The 6,618-nt window shown below is 57.3% G+C and carries 7 protein-coding genes; 4 read left to right on the forward strand and 3 right to left on the reverse strand.

All coding sequences use genetic code 11. The annotated features are described in order from the left end of the window. Positions 1-73 precede the first annotated feature (73 nt). From DOU50_RS12665 to DOU50_RS12675, 3 genes are read left to right on the forward strand one after another with little or no spacing between them, the layout of a single operon-like run. The gene (locus DOU50_RS12665; RefSeq protein ID WP_024909248.1) at positions 74-676 is read left to right on the forward strand and encodes a non-oxidative hydroxyarylic acid decarboxylases subunit B; all 603 of its coding nucleotides are present in this window, start codon (positions 74-76) and stop codon (positions 674-676) included. After that, entirely contained in the window at positions 666-2,093 is a 1,428-nt protein-coding gene (locus tag DOU50_RS12670; RefSeq protein WP_024909247.1) for a non-oxidative hydroxyarylic acid decarboxylases subunit C, read from the forward strand. The genes DOU50_RS12665 and DOU50_RS12670 overlap by 11 nt, the downstream gene beginning before the upstream one ends. A gap of 10 nt (positions 2,094-2,103) precedes the next feature. Continuing rightward, positions 2,104-2,325: a non-oxidative hydroxyarylic acid decarboxylases subunit D gene (locus DOU50_RS12675; protein WP_003862116.1), complete on the forward strand. Its 222-nt coding sequence runs from the start codon at positions 2,104-2,106 to the stop codon at positions 2,323-2,325. A 140-nt stretch (positions 2,326-2,465) separates the two neighbouring features. On the opposite strand, the gene mutS is transcribed toward DOU50_RS12675, so the two are convergent. Both mutS and DOU50_RS12690 read right to left on the reverse strand, forming a co-directional pair. Continuing rightward, the gene (mutS, locus tag DOU50_RS12685; RefSeq protein ID WP_061714546.1) at positions 2,466-5,027 is read right to left on the reverse strand and encodes a DNA mismatch repair protein MutS; all 2,562 of its coding nucleotides are present in this window, start codon (positions 5,025-5,027) and stop codon (positions 2,466-2,468) included. Positions 5,028-5,140: 113 nt separating this feature from the next. After that, on the reverse strand, positions 5,141-5,371 hold the full coding sequence (locus DOU50_RS12690; protein WP_024909245.1) for a SymE family type I addiction module toxin: 231 nt from the start codon (positions 5,369-5,371) through the stop codon (positions 5,141-5,143). Positions 5,372-5,546: 175 nt separating this feature from the next. On the opposite strand from DOU50_RS12690, the gene DOU50_RS12695 reads away from it, so the two are divergent. Then, positions 5,547-5,891 (forward strand): nitrous oxide-stimulated promoter family protein, encoded by a 345-nt coding sequence (locus DOU50_RS12695; protein WP_024909244.1) that lies wholly within the window; start codon positions 5,547-5,549, stop codon positions 5,889-5,891. A 5-nt stretch (positions 5,892-5,896) separates the two neighbouring features. Here DOU50_RS12695 and DOU50_RS12700 read toward each other — a convergent pair. Continuing rightward, on the reverse strand, positions 5,897-6,618 hold a 722-nt coding region (locus tag DOU50_RS12700), incomplete at its 5' end, for an MFS transporter (protein WP_148769510.1).

Raw genomic sequence — 6,618 nt, forward strand, 5'->3', positions numbered from 1 at the left:
ATCTTGTCAGAAAAACAATCCTGGAGTAGCTTATTTATAATGTTCGTGTACGAACAAATTATTGAGGTGATGAATGAGATTGATAGTAGGAATGACGGGAGCAACGGGGGCGCCGCTGGGTGTGGCTTTATTGCAGGCACTGCGTGACATGCCGGAGGTGGAAACCCATCTGGTGATGTCTAAGTGGGCAAAAACCACCATTGAGCTGGAAACGCCTTACACCGCGCAGGACGTCGCTGCGCTGGCTGACGTTGTCCACAGCCCGGCTGACCAGGCCGCCACTATCTCTTCCGGCTCGTTTCGCACCGACGGCATGATCGTCATTCCCTGCAGCATGAAAACGCTGGCGGGTATCCGCGCGGGTTACGCCGAAGGGCTGGTGGGACGTGCGGCGGATGTGGTGTTGAAAGAAGGGCGCAAGCTGGTGCTGGTTCCCCGTGAAACGCCGCTCAGCACCATTCATCTTGAGAACATGCTTGCGCTCTCCCGCATGGGCGTGGCGATGGTGCCGCCTATGCCTGCGTATTACAACCACCCTCAGACCGCAGATGACATTACCCAGCATATTGTGACCCGCGTGCTCGACCAGTTCGGTCTGGAGCATAAAAAGGCGCGACGCTGGAACGGGCTGCGGGAGGCGAAACATTTTTCACAGGAGAATAAAGATGGCATTTGATGATTTGAGAAGCTTCCTCCAGGCGCTCGATGAGCAAGGGCAACTGCTGAAAATTGAGGAAGAGGTAAACGCTGAGCCCGATCTGGCAGCGGCAGCCAACGCGACCGGCCGCATTGGCGACGGCGCGCCCGCGCTGTGGTTCGACAACATTCGTGGCTTTACCGATGCCCGCGTGGTGATGAACACCATCGGCTCCTGGCAGAACCACGCCATTTCGATGGGGCTGCCGGCGAACACTCCGGTAAAAAAACAGATCGACGAGTTTATCCGCCGCTGGGATAAATTCCCCGTCACACCGGAGCGCCGCGCTAACCCGGCCTGGGCGCAGAATACGGTGGACGGTGAAGACATCAACCTGTTCGATATTCTGCCGCTGTTCCGTCTGAACGACGGTGACGGGGGCTTTTATCTCGATAAAGCGTGCGTTGTCTCGCGCGATCCGCTCGACCCGGATCACTTCGGCAAGCAAAACGTCGGGATCTACCGTATGGAAGTGAAGGGCAAGCGCAAGCTCGGCCTGCAGCCGGTACCGATGCACGATATCGCTCTGCATCTGCACAAAGCGGAAGAGCGCGGCGAAGACCTGCCGATTGCGATTACCCTCGGCAACGACCCGATCATCACCCTGATGGGCGCCACGCCGCTGAAATACGATCAGTCCGAGTATGAAATGGCCGGTGCGCTGCGTGAAAGCCCGTATCCTATTGCCACCGCACCGCTGACCGGCTTCGACGTGCCGTGGGGTTCTGAAGTGATCCTGGAAGGGGTGATTGAGGGCCGCAAGCGTGAAATCGAAGGGCCTTTCGGCGAGTTTACCGGGCACTACTCCGGTGGCCGTAACATGACGGTTGTCCGTATCGACAAAGTCTCTTACCGCACCAAACCGATTTTCGAATCCCTTTACCTTGGCATGCCGTGGACCGAGATCGATTATCTGATGGGACCGGCTACCTGCGTGCCGCTCTACCAGCAGCTAAAAGCAGAATTCCCGGAAGTGCAGGCGGTTAACGCGATGTACACCCACGGTCTGCTGGCGATTATCTCCACCAAAAAACGTTACGGCGGTTTTGCCCGCGCGGTCGGTTTACGTGCAATGACCACGCCGCACGGTCTGGGCTACGTGAAGATGGTGATCGTGGTGGATGAGGATGTCGATCCGTTCAACCTCCCGCAGGTGATGTGGGCGCTGTCATCGAAGGTCAACCCGGCAGGCGATCTGGTGCAGTTGCCGAATATGTCGGTGCTGGAACTCGATCCTGGATCCAGCCCGGCGGGCATTACCGACAAACTGATTATCGATGCCACTACGCCTGTCGCACCGGACACCCGTGGCCACTATAGCCAGCCGGTACAGGATCTGCCTGAAACCAAAGCCTGGGCCGAAAAACTGACCGCGATGCTGGCAGCACGCCAATAAGGAGGAAAAGATGATTTGTCCACGTTGTGCCGATGAGCATATTGAAGTGATGGCGACGTCGCCGGTGAAAGGGGTCTGGACCGTTTATCAGTGCCAGCATTGTTTGTATACCTGGCGCGACACTGAACCGTTGCGTCGTACCAGCCGTGAGCATTATCCGGAAGCGTTCCGCATGACGCAGAAGGATATCGATGAGGCGCCGCAGGTGCCGACAATCCCGCCGCTGTTGTAAAAAAAAGCCCGGTGGCGCTGCGCTTACCGGGCGATAACATCGTGCGGTCTGTTTTGCCGGGTGGCGGCTTCGCCTTACCCGGCCTACAAAACCCGTAGGCCCGGTAAGCGCAGCGCCACCGGGCAAAAGACCGCAGAGAACTAAACCAGACTCTTCAAACGATAAATCCACTCCAGCGCCTGACGTGGCGTCAGTGAATCCGGATCGAGGTTTTCCAGCGCTTCCACGGCAGGCGATGTCTCTTCCGCCGGTACCAGCAGCGACATCTGCGTACCATCAATCTGCGTCGCCGCCGCATTCGGTGAGAGGCTTTCCAGTTCACGCAGTTTCTGACGCGCGCGCTTGATCACCTCTTTCGGTACACCAGCCAGCGCCGCGACGGCCAGGCCATAGCTCTTGCTTGCCGCGCCATCCTGCACCGTGTGCATGAAGGCAATGGTATCGCCGTGCTCCAGCGCATCCAGATGAACGTTCGCAACCCCTTCCATTTTCTCCGGTAGTTGCGTCAGCTCGAAGTAGTGGGTGGCGAACAGCGTCATGGCCTTGATTTTATTCGCGAGGCTTTCCGCACAGGCCCATGCCAGTGACAAACCGTCATAGGTTGACGTTCCGCGTCCGACTTCGTCCATCAGCACCAGGCTGTGCTCCGTCGCGTTATGCAGAATGTTTGCCGTTTCGGTCATCTCGACCATGAAGGTTGAGCGACCGCTCGCCAGATCGTCCGCAGCTCCGACACGGGTAAATATGCGGTCGATGGGGCCAATCTCCACGTTTTGCGCCGGAACGTAGCTGCCGATATAGGCAAGCAGGGCAATCAGCGCCGTCTGACGCATATAGGTACTCTTACCGCCCATGTTCGGACCGGTAATGATCAGCATTCTTCTCTGCGGTGACAGGCTCAGCGGGTTGGCGATGAACGGTTCATTCAGCACCTGCTCTACTACCGGATGACGACCTTCAGTGATACGAATGCCAGGCTTGTCGGTAAAGGTCGGGCAGGTGTAGTTCAGCGTTTCCGCGCGTTCTGCCAGGTTCACCAGCACGTCCAGTTCCGCCAGCGCGCTGGCGCTCAGCTGCAGGTCGGCCAGGTGCGGCATCAGCATGTCAAACAGCTCATCGTAGAGCTGTTTTTCCAGCGCCAGCGCTTTACCTTTCGAGGTGAGGACTTTGTCTTCGTACTCTTTCAGTTCAGGAATGATGTAGCGTTCGGCGTTTTTCAACGTCTGGCGGCGCACGTAGTGAATCGGCGCCAGATGGCTCTGCCCGCGGCTGATCTGAATATAGTAGCCGTGTACCGCGTTATAACCCACTTTCAGGGTGTCGAGCCCGAGACGTTCGCGTTCGCGGATTTCCAGCTTGTCGAGGTAGTCCGTCGCACCGTCGGCCAGCGCGCGCCATTCGTCCAGTTCCTCGTTGTAGCCAGGGGCAATCACGCCGCCATCACGCACCAGAACCGGAGGCGCATCGATAATGGCGCGCTCCAGCAGTTCGCGTAGCTCGGTAAATTCACCCATGGTTTCGCGGAGTTTCTGTACCGGCGCGCTGTCAACGTCGCTCAGCTGTGCACGGAGTTCCGGTAACTGCTGGAAAGCATGACGCATCCGCGCGAGGTCGCGCGGTCGTGCCGTGCGCAGCGCCAGACGAGCCAGGATACGCTCCAGATCGCCCACCTGGCGCAGGACAGGCTGCAGCTCGGTATAGCGATCCTGCAGGGCGGCAATCGTCTGCTGACGGCAAACCAGCGTAGCGGTATCGCGAATCGGCATATGAAGCCAGCGTTTCAGCATGCGGCTGCCCATTGGCGTTACCGTACTGTCGAGGACCGACGCGAGCGTGTTTTCTACGCCGCCCGCCAGGTTCTGCGTGATCTCCAGATTACGGCGCGTGGCGGCATCCATGATGATGCTGTCCTGCTGGCGCTCCATGGTGATAGAGCGGATATGCGGCAGGGAGGTGCGCTGGGTATCTTTCACGTATTGCAGGAGACACCCTGCCGCACACAGCCCGCGCGGGGCATTTTCAACGCCAAAGCCAATCAGATCGCGGGTGCCAAACTGCAGATTCAGCTGCTGGCGCGCGGTATCAATTTCGAATTCCCACAGCGGACGACGACGCAACCCACGACGACCTTCAATCAGCGCCATTTCGGCGAAATCTTCGGCATAGAGCAATTCTGCCGGGTTGGTGCGCTGCAGTTCGGCTGCCATCGTTTCACGGTCAGCCGGTTCACTCAGACGAAAACGTCCGGAGCTGATATCCAGCGTCGCGTAGCCAAAGCCTTTACCGTCCTGCCACAGCGCTGCCAGCAGGTTATCCTGGCGCTCCTGTAACAGGGCTTCATCACTGATGGTGCCAGGCGTGACGATGCGCACGACTTTGCGTTCCACCGGGCCTTTTGAGGTCGCCGGATCGCCGATCTGTTCGCAGATGGCGACGGATTCACCCTGATTCACCAGTTTCGCCAGGTAGTTTTCTACCGCGTGGTGCGGGATACCTGCCATCGGGATAGGTTCACCTGCCGATGCGCCACGTTTGGTCAACGAGATGTCGAGCAGCTGCGATGCACGCTTAGCATCGTCATAAAACAGCTCGTAAAAATCACCCATACGGTAAAACAGCAGGATTTCCGGATGCTGTGCCTTCAGCTTCAGATACTGCTGCATCATCGGCGTATGTGCGTCGAAATTGTCGATTGTGCTCATGGAGTTATGATGTCCATTTCTTTGAATATAAACCGTTTTGATCGGCTCAGTGGCCGTTTGTTCCTTCTATTGTCGCATGAAAAAAAGGTCCGGCGCAGAAAAATGTCGTGGCTTTACGAGCCGTCTTCCGACATTAATTCAATGATAATTTTTCCATGCTCCACGCCCACTCTGACTCTGGAATGGGTCGTAAACCCCGCCTTTTCAAGCCAGTCACCTTTTAAGCTCAGCGCTGCATGTACGCTGTAACGCTTTGGTATCTTGGTATTGCGGTCTTCATGGCGCTTTCTAAAATATCCCACTTTTAAATGGCGATAGGGTTTGCCGATCGCGAGCTCTTGCATAGGGTCTCCAGACAACACGGACAAAGGTCATTTCTGATGCCTGTATAAAATACCAGTAATTATCGGTCGGTGCAGGGTGAAAACTGGAATCAGGCTTCAGGAAACGAAATGCAACCGCTGAAATACAGTGCTTAAAAGTGTATTATTAATGCACTTTATTATTCGGTAGGCCGTTATGTCCGGTAAACGCATCTCACGAGAAAAAGAGACCATCGCGAAAATGATCGCGTTGTATGAAAAGCAGTGTCCGCAGGCATCTCAGGAGGAAGGGCATTATCAGGCGCTCAACGCGTATGCCGATAAGCGCCTGGATAAGTGCGTTTTCGGTGAGGACAAGCCTGCCTGCAAGCAGTGTCCGGTACACTGCTACCAGCCTGCCAGACGTGAAGAGATGAAGCAGGTTATGCGCTGGGCAGGTCCGCGTATGTTATGGCGTCATCCTATCCTGACCGTTCGTCATCTGATTGATGATCGTCGTCCCGTACCGGAACTGCCGGAGAAGTACCGTCCGAAAAAGTGATCGGTTCAGCGTCTCAGCGGGCGGCAAATCACGTTCAGGGCCAGCGCGCTGCAGAGTGGGAAAAGGGCCAGCAGCAGCCAGGGATACATTGCCTGCGTTGAGGGCACCAGCGCGCGATCCAGCAGGCTGCCAAACAACAGATTTCCTGCCAGTACCGCAATGCCTCCTGCGGTGGCGAGAGCGCCGTAGTGCGCGCCAAGCGTGGACTCCTCCGCAAACCGAGGGATCAGATCTTTAGCCGATGGCACCAGCAGCATCTGTCCCAGCGTCAACAGCGTCACAAAGCAGACTGAGGGCAGTAAGCGCAGCCAGCCTTCCGGCGGCGTCATCGGGGCAAATATCGCCACGCTCGCAAAGGCGGAGGAGAGCAGCAAAAAACCTACCGGCAGGAGCCTCACCGCGCCCACGCGCCGGGCGAAACGCGCCAGCGGCAGCTGTAATGCAACGATCAGCAACGAGGCCAGCATAAAAAGCGGGCCGAGATCTTTCTCGTTACCGCCAGAGCGTTGGATCTCCACCGGCAGCGCCAGATAGAGCTGGTTATAGCTTAACAGCCACGAGCTGTAGGCAATGATAAAGGCGACAAAGCGCGGCTGGCGGAACGTCGTCCACCAGGGAACGAGCTTCAGCGTCCGGGGGGCGTGGCGTGACGCGGGCAGGCAAAAGTAGAGAACCACCAGCGCAACGATAAAGACCCCTGCGCCCGCCAGCGCCACCTGGCGAAAGC

It is taken from the genome of Enterobacter sp. C6, assembly GCF_008122455.1.
Taxonomy (GTDB): Bacteria; Pseudomonadota; Gammaproteobacteria; order Enterobacterales; family Enterobacteriaceae; genus Enterobacter; species Enterobacter pseudoroggenkampii.

What these genes read in the sequence shown, in the direction of transcription:
- DOU50_RS12665 (WP_024909248.1), top strand. Translation starts at nt 74, where the DNA reads ATGAGATTGATAGTAGGAATGACGGGAGCAACGGGGGCGCCGCTGGGT.
- DOU50_RS12670 (WP_024909247.1), top strand. Translation starts at nt 666, where the DNA reads ATGGCATTTGATGATTTGAGAAGCTTCCTCCAGGCGCTCGATGAGCAA.
- DOU50_RS12675 (WP_003862116.1), top strand. Translation starts at nt 2,104, where the DNA reads ATGATTTGTCCACGTTGTGCCGATGAGCATATTGAAGTGATGGCGACG.
- mutS (WP_061714546.1), bottom strand. Translation starts at nt 5,027, where the DNA reads ATGAGCACAATCGACAATTTCGACGCACATACGCCGATGATGCAGCAG.
- DOU50_RS12690 (WP_024909245.1), bottom strand. Translation starts at nt 5,371, where the DNA reads ATGCAAGAGCTCGCGATCGGCAAACCCTATCGCCATTTAAAAGTGGGA.
- DOU50_RS12695 (WP_024909244.1), top strand. Translation starts at nt 5,547, where the DNA reads ATGTCCGGTAAACGCATCTCACGAGAAAAAGAGACCATCGCGAAAATG.